The organism is Spongiibacter pelagi (assembly GCF_014705705.1).
Classification (GTDB): Bacteria; Pseudomonadota; Gammaproteobacteria; order Pseudomonadales; family Spongiibacteraceae; genus Spongiibacter; species Spongiibacter pelagi.
In genome coordinates this window covers 26,875-43,276 of record NZ_JACXLD010000006.1, presented here as the reverse complement: position 1 = coordinate 43,276, position 16,402 = coordinate 26,875, and the positions used below count along the sequence as shown (strand labels likewise).

Genomic DNA, 16,402 nt, shown 5'->3' with positions numbered 1-16,402 from the left:
TGCCCGGCAGGTAAACCTCTCCCCCATGAAGATTAATGGGCATGAAACCAGGTCTCCGCAATACATCCATGCATGTGACCCAAATCCCGCTGCAGAACATCAAAATGCTTGAGCAATGCTGCGGGATCGCTGTAATCCACGCCCTTCTCGATTTTGGCCAAAACGGAATCCAGCCCCGGACAGCCCTCGGGTGAGCCTGGAATTTTCTGCCCGGATTCCATCATCTGATTTAAACAGCACATCACCGAACGGGGAAACAGCGTGTCTTCCAATAGAAACTGAGCAGCATCTTCCCCATTCAAGGCAACTCGCATAGTACGGCGGAAAGGCATCATGGCATCGAGGGTACGCAGCACGCTGCTCCAAACCACATCACCGGCATGGAGTGAATCGTCCTCAATAAAATCACCCAGCATCCAGGCACCGGCTTCCAAGGTGCGCAGCGTCATATCGGCGCGTTCAAGATACCGACCCAAACGCAGAAAGTGATAGGCGGTGTCGCGGCGCATGGTGTCGGCCATCAGTCCGTTGATCTGCTGACACTTGCCAATCACCTCATCGAGAAAGGCGTGGCGGTTACGGCGATTAATCCCCAAGTGGACATTTTCCGAGACGAAGTAACGAAATTCGTTAACCATCTCCCAAGTTTCGGGCGGCAACACATCGCGAGTGGTACGGATATTTTCCTTCACCATGCGCAGTGAAGACATCATCGAACCGGGATTAGATAAATCTTCCAGCAAAAACCGCACAACCCGCTTTTCATCCTGCACGGTAAAGCGGCGCTCAAACTCGGCACGGCTGCCGCTGGCAATAACCAGATTGTGCCAACTGATACCGCTATCGCGGGGCAGATCAGACAACATCTTGGTATACACCTGAATCAGTCGCGCCATACTCTCTACCCGCTCAAGATAGCGGGCAAACCAATAGATCCGTTCAGCAACACGAGACAGCATTATTTCGCTCCTCCCTTGCCGGTGGTTTTAGCGGTCACTTTTTTTGGCGCTCCGACAATCCAAGTGTCTTTACTCCCCCCTCCCTGAGAGGAGTTGACCACCAAAGAGCCTTTCTTCAAGGCCACCCTAGTGAGGCCACCGGTAGTTACATCCAATTTGCTGCCTTGCAGTACAAAGGGGCGCAAATCCAAATGGCGCGGCTCCGCACTGCCGGGGCCAGTGATGACCGGCGTAGTCGACAAGGCCAGCGTGGGCTGGGCGATGTAATTGCGGGGGTTTTCCTGCACTAATTTGCGGAATGCTTCATGATCTTTCTTGCTGGCATGAGGGCCAACCAGCATGCCGTAGCCGCCGGACTCATTAGCCGGCTTCACCACTAGCTCGGCAATATGCTCAAGCACATATTCGCGCTGCTTGGGGTCCTCACAGAGATAGGTTTTTACATTGGGCAGAATCGCCTTCTCGCCCAGATAGTATTCCACCATTTGCGGCACATAGGCGTAGATCACCTTGTCATCTGCCACCCCGGCACCGGGCGCGTTCACCAGCGCAACATTGCCTGCTTGCCAAGCGCGCATCAGCCCCTTGGCACCCAATACCGAATCTTCGATAAACACTTCGGGGTCGAGGAATAAATCATCGATGCGACGATAAATCACATCCACCCGCTCCAGACCGCCGATGGTTTTCATGTAAACGCAGTCGTCGGTATCCACAAACAAGTCGGAGCCTTCCACCAACTCAATACCCAATTGCTGGGCAAGGAAGGCGTGCTCAAAATAGGCCGAGTTATAAATCCCCGGCGTTAGCAGCACAATAACCGGCTGGCGGGTTTCTCGCGGCGAAACCGAGATCAAGGTTTCCAGTAATTTTCTAGGGTATGTATCAACGGGAAGGATATTGTTCGTTTCAAAAAATTCCGGCAAAACCCGCTTGCTGACTTCGCGGTTTTCTAGCATATACGCCACGCCGGAAGGCACCCGCAAATTGTCTTCCAGCACGTAGAACTTACCGTCACTGTCGCGCACCAAATCGCAACCGCAGATATGCGCCCACACGCCTTGTGGAGGATTTACCCCAACACATTCGGGCCGAAAATTTTTGGATTCTTTAATCAGGTATTCGGGCAGCAAGCCATCTTTAATGATTTTTTGCTCGTGATAAACATCATCAATGAAACAATTTAGTGCACGAAGGCGCTGCTTAAGCCCTGTTGCGGTGCGCTCCCATTCGTCGGCATCAATCACTCTGGGGATTAAATCAAAGGGCCAAACCCGGTCGATATTCTCACCATCACTGTAAACAGTGAAGCTAACGCCCATATCCCTTACGGTATTTTCAGCGGCGATACGCCGGGCTTCCAACTCTTCACCACTTAAGCTGGCGATGTGTTTGGCAATGGCTTTACAGGCCTTCCGAGGATTGCCCTTAGGGGTGATCATTTCATCATAGAACGCCCCCGCCGAATACTGAGACCAATCAATACTTCCGCTTTCCTTAACGCTCATGGGCTACTCTTTCTATCAACAAAATCGTGCGTAAGCATTCTCAGGGCGGCCTAAACTGTAGACCGATTTCACGCAATTACCCGCACTAGCAGCGCCGCACCAATAGAATACAAAAACTCCTATAGTACGCACCCGAATAAGGCGTGATGATGACAAAGAGGCTGAAATCTCTGTTTTGATCCTACCTAAAAGCGCCGAACCAAACACCTGTTTTCAACTCATCAATTTACCAGCTTAGGCACTGCTCCCCGAGATAGTGCAATGTTTCTTCATTTCTTTAGCAGATGACTAGCAAGGCTTAGGCCAAAATGGCGCACAGCGCCCTATTTTTGAAGAACTGAGGACGCTAAAGAGTTTAGCGGCGAGAGGAGGAAAGCCCGAATTAGACTTTGGTCTGTATTAGAAAAGCAGGAGGCCGGAGCCGGCCCCCACCCCTTGGAGAGGGTTTATTGTTTTAGAAACGCGTGCCGATCGAGACCGACAGATTCTTAACTTCGTGATCTACCGAGACGCCCTGATACTCCATATCCATTTTAGTAATCGTGTAATCAATTGAAGAGAACACTTTTTCATTCAGATTAAAGCGCATACCCACGCCGTAATAGAAGTCGGTTCCAGAATCATCGGCTTTGAACACTTGCCCAGGGGCAGAGGAGTCCGTCGCCTCAAAATCATAATCCCACTTAGACAAACCCACTCGGGCTAGAAGCCCAAAATCGTCATTTAAGGGAGCGTAAGCAGCAACCCCCGCTTTAAACGCCGAGGATTCCATTGTCTCACTGATCGAATCACCAAAAGAATCAACATAGTTGTTTTCGGCTTCACCATATTGGCTATAGCCCAACTCCAATAGAACGTTCTCCGTCACCGAATAGCTCAAACGGAAACCCAACGACGTATCGTCACCGGAAGACTTAGCCCCCTGAACTTTGGTTTCTTGATCGGCTAAGCCCAACATGACCTCACCGGAAAAACCGCCGGCTTGGCTATCTGCAAAAGCGGGTAACGCAGAAGAGACAAGGAGAATTGAGAGAATTTTTTTCATATGAAATGTCCTTTTTCATTATTGGATACACGTTCCTGTGTATGTGACATTCGCCACAGCCCGAAGACTGCATAAAAACCGAGCAGATAGCAATAAATATTCGAAAGAGCGGTATTACGCACTAGGCGCAGGTATCACACCGTTGATGGCAAAGTCATTGCGATTAAAAGTATAGCGCGGGCTATTTTTAGAAGGGCTAAAATAAACAGCCTGATCCGGGCTTTGCTTTACATGCCACTGCGTCAGCTTGCTGGGATTCCCCTTGATGGTATCAATGTGAAACACACCGATATTCACCCCATCTGAGCAACGCGCCGACGGATAACTAAACGATTCAACGCCGGATGTGCGTAAAGTACGGCCAAGCTGCTGAGTAAAACCGTAAAAGCTTTTATCTCGAAGTTTATTTTGCAGCGCGTCGTCATCCACCCCTGCCAAATCTGCATGCTGTTTAGCATCAACGTTAACCGCGAAAGAGGTCTTTTCTATCATTACGCTACCTGGGTAAGGCGTCAGGCTTCGACTATCTAAGTAGAAACCATAAAACGCAGATTCAAACAATGCGCTTCTCAACGTCAGACCCGCGTAAAAAATAGAAGGCTCAAAACGGGAGCCGAATCGAGAACCATGCCGAAGGGGTGGATAGCGAAATGGCGTATGGATTAAATAATGCCGCCCCATTCCATGTTCAATTATCGGCTTGGAGTCTTCAATGAGTTCCTCAAGCGCAGATTGCTCCTCAAGGGTATCAACCAAACTCATGGTCGCCACTTCCTCTTGAGACTCCACAACACGATAAGCAAGTCCGCGAAAAGGCATTACGCCCCAAAATGGCTCCATTAACCATGCCCACGCATAGCATCTAAATACTGAACAACATCAACCAGGCCCACCCAGCGTTTCATCACGTTTAGGGGAGCCTCTTCGTTGAAATCAAGATTTGGGGTATTTAACCAATGCTTCATCGCGTCCACGTTTCCGCCACGAAGTGCATAAAGCGAACGGTAAATACGAATAAGGAGTACAGCAGCCTCTAAGGATTTGTTGTCCGCCATATCTCCTCGGCGAGCGATGCGCGATACCGTACTCGCATCAGCCCCGATAATTTGACCGATAATTTCACCGCTGAGCCCCAAGGCCTCTTTAGCATTAATTAAGGCCTTAGCAGCAACGGCGGTGCGCTCTAATTGAGTGTTCGCGACCGTACTCATCTCGCCCTCCTACTCGTTTTTTACGCTTCAAGCATAGATAACGATTAATGCAAATGCAATTTTTATAAACTAATAATGTAAATGCAATTATTGAAACTACTTCCGCCAGACACAAAAAAGCCGCCTTGCGGCGGCTTTAAGTAAAGCTATAAATCGGAAAAGTTAGGCTTCCATAATGGCCGTCACGCCTTGACCGCCCGCCGCGCAAATAGAGATCAAACCGCGACCGCCCTTGTTCTCTTCCAGCATTTTCGCCAGTGTTGACACAATCCGGCCACCGGTGGCGGCAAAGGGGTGGCCTGCGGCCAGTGAGCTGCCATTAACATTCAGCTTGCTGCGATCGATGCTGCCCAACGCTTTGTCCAGCCCAAGCTTTTCGCGACAGAAGGTTTCGTCTTCCCAGGCTTTCAGCGTGGCCAATACCTGTGCGGCAAAGGCTTCGTGAATCTCGTAGAAATCGAAATCCTGCAGGCTTAAGCCCTGCTTGGCCAGCATACGGGGAACAGCATAGGCAGGCGCCAACAACAGACCTTCTTTTTCGGTCGCACCGTCTTTACCGAAGAAATCCACTGAGGCGGTTTCAACACAGGTCAGGTAAGCGCGAATAGGCAGGCCGCGTTCTTTGGCCCACTCTTCGCTGGCCAACAAGACGCAAGAAGCGCCATCGGTTAGCGTAGACGAGTTACCCGCGGTCAGCGTGCCTTGGCCGCTTTGCTTATCAAACGCGGGGCCTAATGTGGCTAGTTTTTCCACGGTGGAATTTGGACGCAGAATATTATCCACTTTCACACCATTAAACTCAGACACCAGATCGCTAAAGAAACCGCGATCATAGGCTGCCGCCAGATTTTTATGGCTAGCTGCCGCCAGTTCGTCTTGTGCTTCGCGGGCAATTTCCCAGGCTTTAGCAGTAATTTCGGTGTGCTCACCCATAGACATGCCGGTGCGCGGCTCAGAGTTCACAGGAATATTGATACCAATATCTTTAGGACGCAGTTGCAGGAAAGGCTTTACGCGCTCGCCGAGGGATTTCGCTTTATTGACTTGTAACAGGATTTTACGCAGACCTTCGCTCACACCAATCGGCGCGTCGGAAGTGGTATCCACACCACCGGCAATACCTGCCTCGATTTGACCCAGTGCGATTTTATTCGCTACCAAATTAATGGCTTGCAACCCGGTGCCACAAGCTTGCTGAATATCATAGGCAGGCGTGCTTGGCGCCAAAGATGTACTGAGCACACACTCGCGAGTCAGGTTAAAGTCACGGCTGTGCTTCATTACCGCACCGGCAACCACATCGCCAAGTTGCACGCCCTGTAGATCATAACGCTGTACCAAGCCCTCAATCGCGGCGGTCAACATTTGCTGGTTGCTCACACCAAAATAGGCGGTGTTGGAACGCACAAAGGGAATACGGTTGCCGCCGATTACCGCGACTCTACGAATGCTTTGGGCCATGATTAGTGTCCTCTGATCATACAATTCGGCCGGATGCCGATTTACAGGCTGCGCAGTGTAACAAGCCAAATTTCACTCGCATTGGCTCAGGCGACAGGCCCATAGTGGTGAAACTGTCAATTTTTATGCACGCTGGGCACAGTAGAATGCCGCTCAAATTGAAAAACCGTCATTCCAGAATAGTATTCCTATTTACTAAAAACTATTCACCAATAACTTAAGGAGCCCAGTATGAGCGACCGTGTTGAAGATTTTATTAACTCAAACGCCGGCAAGAAAATTCTCGGCGCACTGGGCATTTCCACCCCAACCGAGCTGAGCCGCGATAGCGCATCCGCTAATTACTTTTCGGGCAGCCTGTTGCTCGGCGCCAGCGAGAACGCACAGTTAACCAGCAGCATTGAAGCCGTGCTCGGCCAGAGCAATGGCAATATTGTTAGCGCCCCCGCAGAATTATTGAACACCCCCAAATCAGATTCCGATGTGCTCGGCGATGCTCGTTACGATGCACTGGTATTCGACGGCAGCGGCTTCAAAGACGCCACCGAGCTGGTTCAAGCCTATCGCTTCTTTAACGGTGCTATTCGTAAACTAAACCGCAATGGCCGCGTTGTAATTCTGGGTCGCCCCCACCGCCAAACCGACAGCGCTGAAGCCGCTGCCAGCCAGCGCGCACTGGAAGGTCTTAGTCGCTCACTAGGTAAAGAAGTTGGCGGCAAGGGCGCTACCGCACAATTGATTACCGTTGAACAAGGTGCCGAAGCTAATCTAAGCAGCGCCCTGCGCTTTGTACTTTCGCCCCGCTCTGCCTTTGTAAGCGGACAAGTGATTCGCGTCGAAAACGCCAAAGCCACTGCCGACAGCAATTGGGAAAAGCCCCTGGAAAATAAAGTAGCGCTAGTGACTGGTGCTTCACGCGGTATTGGTCAAGCCATTGCCGAAACTCTGGCTCGCCAAGGTGCCACTGTTCTTGGCATTGATGTGCCGCCGATGGAAGCGGAATTGAACAGTGTGATGGCCGCCATTAATGGCAAGGCCTTGGTTGCCGACATTACCGCCGCCGACGCCCCCGCCAAAATCAGCGAAACCCTGAAAGAAATGGGCGGAGTTGATCTGGTAGTACACAATGCTGGCGTCACCCGCGACAAAACCATTGCCAATATGAATGAGCAATGGTGGCAAATGACCTTGGATATCAACTTGGCTGCGGCCCAGCGTATTAATCGCGCCCTTCTGGAAACCGGCGCACTGAACGATGGCGGCAGCATTGTCGGCGTATCGTCCATGAACGGCATTGGCGGTCAACGTGGCCAAACCAACTACGCCGCATCCAAAGCTGGGGTGATTGGTTATGTGGACACCATGAGCCAAGATCCCGCCCTGAAAGCCAAGGGTATTACTGTAAATGCGGTAGCGCCCGGATTTATCGAAACCGCAATGACCGCCGCGATTCCGTTCTTTACCCGCATGGTCGGTCGCCGCTTGAACTCATTGTCACAGGGCGGACAGCCGGTAGATGTGGCTGAGACGATAGCGTTTTTTGGCTATCCGGAATCTCGAGGCGTGAATGGCAATATTGTCCGAGTTTGTGGACAGAACTGGCTCGGCGCCTAAGGACAATCGCCCAAAGCGCCGACTGTTGGCATGTTCTAATTAAAGGCGACTAGGAGTCGCCTTCTGATTCCTGCGTAGCCTGAGCCGGCAATTCGCCCGTGCGCTTATAGTGCCGATACTCCACCGGGGTGAGTCCGGTCCAGCGTTTGAATGCTCGATAGAAGGTGCTGGGTTCAGAAAAGCCGGTGAGATAAACCACATCGGCAATGCTTTCTTCAGTGCGGGATAATAAACGCTTGGCAAGAATGCAGCGGTAATCTGCCAGCACTTGGTTAAAGCTGGTATTAGCATCGGAAAGGCGCGACCGCAAAACCCGCTCGTTCATCCCCAAACGCTCAGAAACCGACTCCAAGCTGGGCTGCCCCAGCTCCAGCATTTCGGCAATCACGCGTTTAACATCGCTAACCATATCCTGCTTGCTCAGGCGCTCGAGCTGTTTGCTGGCGACCTTTTCATGCAGTTTCAGCAAATCCGGTTCGGCGTGAATGGATGGCGTTTTCAGAATTTCGCTAGCGAATACCAAGCTCTCTTCTTCCTGCCCAAAATTGACCGGGCAACCAAAGACCCGCTCATATTCTGCGACATCACTGGCAGGCGGTTGCGAATTCAGATTGACTTCGGTGGCGGTAAACTCGCCATCGGTCACCGCCTGAAAATAACGGATCAAAAAGCGGGCATAACATTCATTGCGATGACGCAAGCTGGGTTCATCACCACCGGCAAATTCCAAGGTTACACGTGAAATCTCATCGCCAATATGCGCAATAAATTGCACAGCATCGGTCACCAGACGCTGATAATTTTGAGCGCGGCGTAAACCCTCACCAAAATTGGCGCTACTCAGAAACAGATATTCCACCACCTGCCCACGATACACCGGCAAGGCATCCGCCAGATGCAGGCCAATCAAAGAATCGCCACTCAATTCTTCCAAGACTCGCCAAAACTGCACCTGCGCCGCATGGGGAAAGCGCGCCGAGCGATCCTTTAGTAATGTGGGAGAAATTTTGCATTCGGTCACAATGCGCTCGACATCCAGCCCCATGCTGACCATGGCCGGATAGACTAGTTGTACCAGAAAGCTGGAATCACTCAGATCGGAATGATGGTTGTCGAGGTTGTCGCTCATAGTCCTCGCCAAATTGGCTGTAGTGCCGCTGCCATGCCGACAGCTGGGCTAATTTTTATTCCTGACGAATTTTCTATAATCCGTCGGTTAATTTAAGGGATAGAGTACCATGACAAACGCTCAGGAAATAACACTAAAGCAACTCCCAAGTTTGCCACCGCTGTTATTAAAGGCTGCTATCAGTCGTCGCAAGCCCGGCCCCAAGCCCGTATTTCCTACTAATATCCTGCGTGTTGATGGCATCAGCATCAGCCAGAAGGATGTCAGCCGCTACGCTGCCGCTTGTGATTTCAACGTCCCGGCTGGGCAACTCCCGCCCAGTTATCTGCATATTCTCGCCTTCAGATTACAAATGCGGATGATGACCCAGAAAGATTTTCCGGTTTCCGCGATGGGCGCTATCCACCTACGCAATCGTATTCGCCAGTTTCGGGCTATCAATATCAGCGAGTCATTATCACTGACCTGTAAAATCGCCGAATCCAGCGTGACCGAACGCGGCATCGAATTCGTGTTTCTTTGTCAGGCGCTAACCACCTCCGGCGAGTGTGTATGGGAAGATGTCAGCCGCTATCTCTCAAGAATGAAAACTGGCAAAACGGGCGCTAAAAAAAGCACCGAACAGCGCCCTCCTGCACGAGAGTTTGCCGAGCAACAAGCGCTATCAATTAGTCGCCAAACCGCCCGTCAATATGCCCGCGCCTCCGGCGACTTCAACCCGATTCATCTGCACGATATCAGCGCCAAAGTTTTGGGCTTTCGCAAAATGATTGTGCATGGCATGTGGAGCAAGGCTTATTGCCTCGCTAAATTGTATCCGCTGATGGGCACCGAGAATTTTGACTGCGAAGTCGAATTTAAAACGCCGGTATTCCTGCCCTCTGAATCCATTATGCTGTTTGAGAAAAATAATGACGGCATTGATTTTGAGCTGCGCGACAAGAAAGGCCGCCCACATTTAGTTGGCGAAATTCGGGCCTAGCCATAAGGCCAGAAATAACTCTAGAATGCTCGGCACTTTTCTAACAATGATTTGGAGACGACCATGTTTAGCCACGTAATGATCGGTGCTAACGATATTGAAGCATCTAAAAAATTCTACGACGCCATCTTGGGCGCGCTGGGCCACGCCCCCGGTGTCATCGACGAAAAAGGACGCTGCTTTTACTTCACCGAAACCGGTATTTTTGCCCTGACCACGCCGATTAACGGCGAACCCGCGAGCTGCGGCAACGGCACCACGGTCGGCTTTGCCGCGAAGAACCCAGAAGAAGCTAATGCCTGGCATGCCGCTGGCGTTGCCAACGGTGGCACCAGCTGTGAAGATGCTCCCGGCCTCCGCCCTGCCGTAGGTCTGTATCTGGCCTATCTGCGTGACCCTTCTGGCAACAAAGTCTGCGCCCTGCACCGCCCAGCAGCGTAATGCGTTATCTGGCCCATTCAAACAGGGTGGGCCAAACTCCTTAAAACAATAAAAAACACATAAGAATTATGGCCAAAATCGATATCAAAATTGAAAAACCTTTCGACGTAGATGCATCCGTAGAAGCCGCCTGGGACTATCTCTGTCAAACCCAGAAAACCATTGCCCATTACCCTAAACTGGAATCATTGAGCGCCATCGGCGAACACCAATGGTTATGGAAGCTGGAAAAAATCGGCATTCGCAATTTTAGCCACCAAATTGTCTACGCGGTGCAATACCACTTTGACGAAGCAGAAAACCGCATCGGCTGGGAGCCGCTTAAAGAGCATGGCAATAGCATTATTCGCGGCGCCTTCGATATCAGTGAAACCGACACTGGCTGCCGCGTGGTACTCAGCACCACGGGCAAGCTAGATATTCCCGTACCCACACTATTGAAATCGATGGCCGCGCCTTTTGTGGAGAAAGAATTCAATAGTCACATCGAACAATTTGCCCAAAACCTGCAACGGGCGATTGCTTGATCCGAATCTGAAAATGCGGCATCGTGCGGCTCGACCCAATCCCCAAAACGGTTGAGAACGCAGTATGAGCAGCATCAAATTTGACTATAAAGACAACACCGTTTTAGTCACTGGCGGCAGCCAAGGCATTGGTTACGCCATTGCTAAAGCCTTTACCGAGGCAGGCGCCGATGTGCATATCACTGGCACCCGAGCAGCGGCCAGCGATTATCAGGATGATCTCTCCGCCTTCACTTACCACTCGGTAAAATTGCAAGATCGCGAAGCCCGGCGGGCACTGATTGAACGTTTCACATCCCTGGATGTACTGGTCAATAACGCGGCACTGGCCGGTGAAAACGAATACGACTACGAAGAGTACCTGCAAACCATAGAGGTCAACCTCAATGCGGTGACCGACCTCTGTTATGGCTTTAAACCCCTGCTGGAAAAGAGCCGTGGCGCCATTGTGACCGTTGGCTCCTCGGCCAGCTTTATCGCCCTGAGAAAGCAACCAGCCTACACCGCCAGTAAAGCCGGCATTTTGGGATTCAGTCGCGCCATTGCCGATCAGTGGGCAACCTTGGGCATCCGCGTCAATGTGGTGGCACCGGGCTATATCGACACCCGAATTATCAGCCACGTTTCCCAAGATGAGGCGATGAGCAAAGCCATACTCCGCACCATCCCTGCCAAACGCTGGGGCCAACCAGAAGAAGTCGCCAAGGCCGTGCTCTTTCTAGCCTGCGCAGAAGTGGGCTATATCAACGGCCAAAGCCTAATTGTGGATGGCGGCCTAATGCTGCGTTAAACAAGCACAATTATTAATAATAAAAAATCTCCGAGGAATCGACCATGCCTTTTACCGAACAAGACCTGAAAGACCAAACCGGCAAAAATTTTGTGATTACCGGCGCCAATACCGGCCTCGGCTTTGAAACCGCCCGCGCCCTCGCCGCGAAAAACGCCCATGTTTGGCTGGCCTGTCGCTCAGAAGAAAAAGCCCAGCGCGCCATTGCCCAAATCAAGCAACAAGTCCCCGGTGCCAAATTAGATTTTATTGCACTGGATCTTGGCGATCTAAACCAAATTGGCGAAGCCGTAGAGCAGATTAAAATGCTAGGCAAGCTCGACTGTCTTATCAATAATGCGGGCCTGATGACCCCGCCTCTCGGCCATACCACGCAGGGATTTGAAAGCCAAATGGGAGTGAACCACCTAGGGCACTTTGCCCTGGTTGGCCAACTGATCGATAAAATTATCGCGGATGGTACCCGTGTCGTGGTGGTCGCCAGCCTCGCCCATAAAGGCGGCCAGATCGACTGGGATGATCTACACGCAGCCAACGGCTACAACGCCATGAAACGTTATCAGGCCAGCAAACTGGCTAACCTACTGTTTGGCATGGAGCTGGAGCGCCGCCTGAGAACCCAAAATACCGAGGCAAAATGCGTATTCAGCCACCCCGGCGTTGCCGCCACGGAGCTGATGCGGCATATGCCCAAGGCTCTGCAAGTGATCGCCACTCCCGCTGTAAGCACTATTTTTAATTCACCTGCCCAAGGCGCATGGCCGAGTCTGCTGGCCGCCACTGAAGATGTAGAGGGCGGCAGTTATTGGGGGCCGCAGGGCATTTTTGAGAGTCGCGGCAAAGCGGGGCCGGCCAAAATTGCGGGCCGTGCACTGAAAAAAGACGACGCCGAACGCCTCTGGGAATTGTCAATTAAGTTGACAGGAATTACACTCAATGTCTGATCCGTCATAACCCCGCCCTGCGGGAAAAAATAATAGGAAACAGACGTGCCTAAAACTATTCCCGCCCTGTTATCCGCGCTGCTGCTAAGCAGCGCCTGCGTAACTGCTTTCGCGGCCAGCGACATTGCTCTCGAAAAAAAGGCTCTCGAAAAAAAGGCTCTCGAAAGAAATGTCGCCGATCGCTTGAACACCCAAGCACTGAGCGAACAGGACGACAACAACTGGCTTGCCCACGGTAATACCTATTACGAGCAGCGCTACAGCGGCCTAGACTCGATCAACGACCAGAACGTCAACACCCTTGGCCTGAGCTGGTCCTTCGATACCGAATACAGTCGCGGCTTAGAAGGCACCCCCATCGTAGTCGACGGTGTCATGTTCGTCACCGGCAACTGGAATATGGTCTATGCACTGGATGCGGTGACCGGCAAACTACTCTGGAAATACGACCCCAAGGTTCCCCGCGAATGGGCCAAGATGGCCTGCTGCGATGTCATTAATCGCGGCGTTGCCGTGTATGAAGGTAAAGTCATTACCGCCACCTTGGATGCCAGACTGATCGCCCTCGATGCCAAAGACGGCCATCTATTGTGGGAAACTCAAACCGCTGACCTCAAGGAATACCCCTACTCCATCACCGGCGCACCTCGGGTTTACAAAGATAAAGTAGTAATTGGCAATAGCGGCGCCGAATACGGCGTGCGCGGTTTTGTCTCCGCCTTTGACGTTAACACCGGCAAACAAGTCTGGCGCTTTTATACCGTGCCGGGCAATCCCGCCGAAGGATTTGAAAGCCCCGCAATGGAAATGGCGGCAAAAACCTGGACTGGAGAATGGTGGAAATTCGGTGGCGGCGGAACCGCCTGGGATTCCATTGTATACGACCCCGATCTAGACCAACTCTATATCGGCGTGGGTAACGGCTCGCCGTGGAATCAGAAAATCCGCAGTCCCGGTGGCGGCGATAATTTATTCCTTTCATCCATTGTTGCGGTCAATCCAGATAGCGGCGAATACCTCTGGCACTATCAGGAAACCCCCGGCGAAACGTGGGATTTCACCGCCACCCAGCCTATTATGCTGGCGGATATGCAATGGCAGGGTAAAACCCGCAAAGTGATTTGGCACGCACCCAAGAACGGCTTCTTCTTCATTATCGACCGAGAAAATGGCGAGCTGCTCTCCGCCGAGCCCTTTGCCAAAGTTAACTGGGCAAGTCATTACGATATGGAAACCGGCCGCCCGGTTGAAACAGAATTTGCCCGCTACACCGAAAAGCCCGAACTGATTCTTCCCGGCTCATTTGGTGCGCATAACTGGCACCCCATGTCTTACAGCCCAAAAACTGGCTATGTGTATATCCCGGCAATGGAAACCGGTTTCACCTACGATGACACCGCCCCCTTTGAACACCATAAGGGCCACTGGAACCCCGGCGTCGCGATCGGGCAAGCCGGTGTCGACAGCCCTATTTTTCTGCAGCTACTCGTCGAAAAATTTCTTAACGGCTCCCTCATTGCCTGGGACCCCGTCAAACAACAAGCCGCATGGACACTGCCCCACGCCAAAGTCGGCAATAGCGGCGTAGTATCCACGGCGGGCAATCTGGTATTTCAAGGCACCGCTACGGGAAAATTCGAAGCCTACTCCGCAGACAAAGGCGAAGCACTGTGGAGTTTTGATGCCAAAACCGCCGTTATGGGCTCGCCCGTTACCTTTAGTGTGAATGGCGAACAATACGTAACGGTAATGGCCGGGCGCGGCGGCGCCTTTGGTTTACTGACCGGCGAAGAAGTCTTTACCGCACCACCACCAAGCCGAGTGCTAACCTTTAAACTCGGCGGCGATAAAGCCCTGCCAGAAAACCCCGCTTTGCCGCCCTTCAAAGCGCCGGCACCATCGCCCGATACCACCGAAGAAGATATTGCCAACGGCAGAACGCTGTACCATCAATTCTGTTCCGTGTGCCACGGCCCCGATGTCATTTCCGGCAGAGGCATTCCCGATCTGCGCGAATTACCGCCAGTGTTTTACGAAAATTTTGATGGTGTTGTACTCGAGGGCATGATGAGTAAAGCCGGTATGGTGGGCTTTTCTGATGTACTGGATAAAGCACAGGCCGACGATATTAAAGCCTATATCCTGAATGAGGCCGCCAAGAAACAAGCGCTAGAAAACACGCCCAAGTGGTGGCTTAACATCCAGACATGGTTTTATAGCCTACTAACCGAGTTGATTGGCTTGCTGGCAAAACTGGCTTAGTTCTCTGCAATAAAAAAACCGCCAAATCTGGCGGTTTTTATTTAATGATGCGTCTCTGTCGATTTTAATTCTCGAAGACTTCTTTCAAATCGACAGATTCATCTATCACCTTAGCCGGATCAGCAGTCTTACCTTCAGCGAGAAAGCGCTTGGCCATCATAAATTCCTTTGGCCGGTTAATTGCATCTACCGCCAACAGTTTATCGCCATTAAAATAGAACGCCGCAAAGCTGCGACCCTGCGTTGCATCACCGCGCAATACCACTTTGTCAAAGCCTGCGGAGAAGCCTGCAATTTGCAGTTTCAGATCGTACTGATCAGACCAGAACCACGGCAACGCACGGTAGGCTTCTAATGTTCCGCACAGGGTTTTCGCTGCGACTTTGGCTTGATCATTGGCATTCTGCACCGATTCCAAACGCAGTTGCGCGTCATAAATCGGGTTGTAGTGACGGGTACAATCACCGGCCGCCACAATATCGTGATCGCTGGTTCGGGCAAACTCATCCACCACAATACCGTTATCCACTTCCAAGCCCGCCGCTTCAGCCAACTCAGTCGCAGGCAGTACGCCGACACCAATAAGTACGATATTAGCTGGCAGAACTTGCCCGTCCGCTAATTTAACGCCGGTCACAAAATTGCCGCCCTCGATTTTTTCAATAGCAACATCGGTAAGAATCTTGGTGCCTTCCTCGGTGTGAACACGAGTATAGAAAGCGGAGATTTCAGGTGAAGTCACTCGCGCCAAAACCCGAGGCAGGGCTTCCAGCACGGTAACGTTCATTCCCATTTTGCGCATGGAGGCCGCCGCTTCAAGACCGATATAACCGCCACCAATCACAACCGCAGACTTGCCCGCGCCGAGGAATTTACGAATCTGATGGGCATCACCCAAATCGCGGAGATAACAAACCCCTTCCAACTCACTGCCCGGAATCGGAATCTTGCGCACACGTGCGCCAGTGGTCAGCGCCAGCTTGGTGTAAGCAATTTCAGCACCGTCGTGCAGAATCACTTTCTTGTTATCGCGGTCGATCTTGCTCACTTCACAACCGAGCACCAGATCAATATTGTTCTTCTCGTAAAATTCAGCCGGACGAATCAATAACTCACTATCGGTTTTCTCACCACTCAGCGCAGCTTTAGACAGTGGCGGGCGATGATATGGCGGCAGTGGATCAGCCCCCACAATCGAGATCATCCCTTCCCAGCCTTCTTGACGTAATGACGCCGCCAGCATCGCAGCAGCATGACTACCGCCGATAATCACGCAATGTTCTGTACTCATAATCAAACCTCTTGAACCCAAGGGAACACATCCCTTTATTTACTAATTATTTGCACCTGCTCGATGTTAGAGAAACCACCCACAAGCGTCGATAGACCTTTTTACTCTGCCTGAACACGGGCTTGTCCGGCTTAAACGCCAAGGAGACTTTTTATACCTGTATCTTTACGCCAAATCGAGACAGCAACTATTCCATTTCAGACAGGCACTGCATTTTAGACAAGCACCCCTAATCCGA

Annotated in this window: 15 protein-coding genes; 7 read left to right on the top strand and 8 right to left on the bottom strand. The window is 51.6% G+C overall.

The window, feature by feature from the left end:
• Window positions 1–32: 32 nt before the first annotated feature.
• The 6 genes from IB286_RS11095 to IB286_RS11070 all read right to left on the bottom strand — a co-directional run bounded on the left by IB286_RS11095 (window position 33) and on the right by IB286_RS11070 (window position 6,184).
• Window positions 33–959 carry an alpha-E domain-containing protein gene (locus IB286_RS11095; protein ID WP_190765520.1) on the bottom strand — a complete coding sequence of 309 codons (927 nt, stop codon included), beginning with the start codon at window positions 957–959 and terminating at the stop codon, window positions 33–35.
• Window positions 959–2,467, bottom strand: coding sequence for a circularly permuted type 2 ATP-grasp protein (locus tag IB286_RS11090; RefSeq protein ID WP_190765518.1), 1,509 nt, complete (start codon window positions 2,465–2,467; stop codon window positions 959–961). Before IB286_RS11090 ends, IB286_RS11095 begins: the two co-directional genes overlap by 1 nt.
• Before the next feature lie 454 nt (window positions 2,468–2,921).
• Entirely contained in the window at window positions 2,922–3,512 is a 591-nt protein-coding gene (locus IB286_RS11085; RefSeq protein ID WP_190765516.1) for a porin family protein, read from the bottom strand.
• 114 nt (window positions 3,513–3,626) lie between these two features.
• Complete coding sequence (locus IB286_RS11080) at window positions 3,627–4,352, bottom strand: RES family NAD+ phosphorylase (protein WP_190765514.1); 726 nt, start codon at window positions 4,350–4,352, stop codon at window positions 3,627–3,629.
• The gene (locus IB286_RS11075; protein ID WP_190765512.1) at window positions 4,352–4,723 is read right to left on the bottom strand and encodes an MbcA/ParS/Xre antitoxin family protein; all 372 of its coding nucleotides are present in this window, start codon (window positions 4,721–4,723) and stop codon (window positions 4,352–4,354) included. The genes IB286_RS11080 and IB286_RS11075 overlap by 1 nt, the downstream gene beginning before the upstream one ends.
• 162 nt (window positions 4,724–4,885) lie before the next feature.
• Complete coding sequence (locus IB286_RS11070; RefSeq protein WP_190765510.1) at window positions 4,886–6,184, bottom strand: acetyl-CoA C-acetyltransferase; 1,299 nt, start codon at window positions 6,182–6,184, stop codon at window positions 4,886–4,888.
• A 231-nt stretch (window positions 6,185–6,415) separates the two neighbouring features.
• Here IB286_RS11070 and IB286_RS11065 point away from each other — a divergent pair, with 231 nt between their 5' ends.
• Window positions 6,416–7,798, top strand: a complete 1,383-nt coding sequence (locus tag IB286_RS11065; RefSeq protein WP_190765508.1) for a 3-oxoacyl-ACP reductase — start codon at window positions 6,416–6,418, stop codon at window positions 7,796–7,798.
• A 49-nt stretch (window positions 7,799–7,847) separates the two neighbouring features.
• Here the strand turns inward: IB286_RS11065 and IB286_RS11060 are convergent, their stop codons facing one another.
• Complete coding sequence (locus IB286_RS11060; protein WP_190765506.1) at window positions 7,848–8,927, bottom strand: AraC family transcriptional regulator; 1,080 nt, start codon at window positions 8,925–8,927, stop codon at window positions 7,848–7,850.
• Between the two features lie 109 nt (window positions 8,928–9,036).
• Here IB286_RS11060 and IB286_RS11055 point away from each other — a divergent pair, with 109 nt between their 5' ends.
• The 6 genes from IB286_RS11055 to IB286_RS11030 all read left to right on the top strand — a co-directional run bounded on the left by IB286_RS11055 (window position 9,037) and on the right by IB286_RS11030 (window position 14,873).
• Window positions 9,037–9,909, top strand: a complete 873-nt coding sequence (locus tag IB286_RS11055) for a MaoC family dehydratase (protein ID WP_190765504.1) — start codon at window positions 9,037–9,039, stop codon at window positions 9,907–9,909.
• Window positions 9,910–9,972: 63 nt separating this feature from the next.
• Window positions 9,973–10,350 carry a VOC family protein gene (locus tag IB286_RS11050; RefSeq protein ID WP_190765502.1) on the top strand — a complete coding sequence of 126 codons (378 nt, stop codon included), beginning with the start codon at window positions 9,973–9,975 and terminating at the stop codon, window positions 10,348–10,350.
• Between the two features lie 68 nt (window positions 10,351–10,418).
• Window positions 10,419–10,877, top strand: coding sequence for an SRPBCC family protein (locus tag IB286_RS11045; RefSeq protein WP_190765499.1), 459 nt, complete (start codon window positions 10,419–10,421; stop codon window positions 10,875–10,877).
• A 64-nt stretch (window positions 10,878–10,941) separates the two neighbouring features.
• Complete coding sequence (locus IB286_RS11040) at window positions 10,942–11,667, top strand: SDR family NAD(P)-dependent oxidoreductase (RefSeq protein WP_190765497.1); 726 nt, start codon at window positions 10,942–10,944, stop codon at window positions 11,665–11,667.
• Between the two features lie 44 nt (window positions 11,668–11,711).
• Window positions 11,712–12,611: an oxidoreductase gene (locus tag IB286_RS11035; RefSeq protein WP_190765495.1), complete on the top strand. Its 900-nt coding sequence runs from the start codon at window positions 11,712–11,714 to the stop codon at window positions 12,609–12,611.
• Window positions 12,612–12,656: 45 nt separating this feature from the next.
• Window positions 12,657–14,873, top strand: a complete 2,217-nt coding sequence (locus tag IB286_RS11030) for a PQQ-dependent dehydrogenase, methanol/ethanol family (RefSeq protein WP_317889745.1) — start codon at window positions 12,657–12,659, stop codon at window positions 14,871–14,873.
• A 64-nt stretch (window positions 14,874–14,937) separates the two neighbouring features.
• Here IB286_RS11030 and IB286_RS11025 read toward each other — a convergent pair whose 3' ends face one another.
• Complete coding sequence (locus IB286_RS11025) at window positions 14,938–16,164, bottom strand: NAD(P)/FAD-dependent oxidoreductase (protein ID WP_190765493.1); 1,227 nt, start codon at window positions 16,162–16,164, stop codon at window positions 14,938–14,940.
• Between the last annotated feature and the right edge of the window lie 238 nt (window positions 16,165–16,402).